This window comes from Pseudonocardia sp. D17, assembly GCF_036984265.1.
Classification (GTDB): Bacteria; Actinomycetota; Actinomycetes; order Mycobacteriales; family Pseudonocardiaceae; genus Pseudonocardia; species Pseudonocardia benzenivorans.
In genome coordinates this window covers 1-214 of record NZ_BPRG01000233.1, presented here as the reverse complement: position 1 = coordinate 214, position 214 = coordinate 1, and the positions used below count along the sequence as shown (strand labels likewise).

The window sequence follows — 214 nt, the reverse complement described above, 5'->3', positions numbered from 1 at the left end:
ACCGTCCCGAACCGGGGATGCGACGTCTCCGCCACGAGCTCACGCGACAGGGTGTGCGGGTCGGCGAGCGCGCCCGCGACATCGTTGATCGGCGCACACGGGATCGACGCCGCATAAAGAGGTACCAGCCACTCGTCGACGGTGCGCCCGGCGAAGATCTCCTCCAGCAGCGGGACGATCACGTCGCGGTGCCGGGCCCGGTCGGCGAACGTGG

At 70.6% G+C, this 214-nt stretch carries 1 protein-coding gene; it reads right to left on the bottom strand.

Features of this window, described 5'->3' with window-relative positions; translation table 11 throughout:
* Positions 1-214: CoA transferase (locus tag PSD17_RS31695; protein WP_339126011.1), on the bottom strand; the 214-nt coding region annotated here is incomplete at both ends.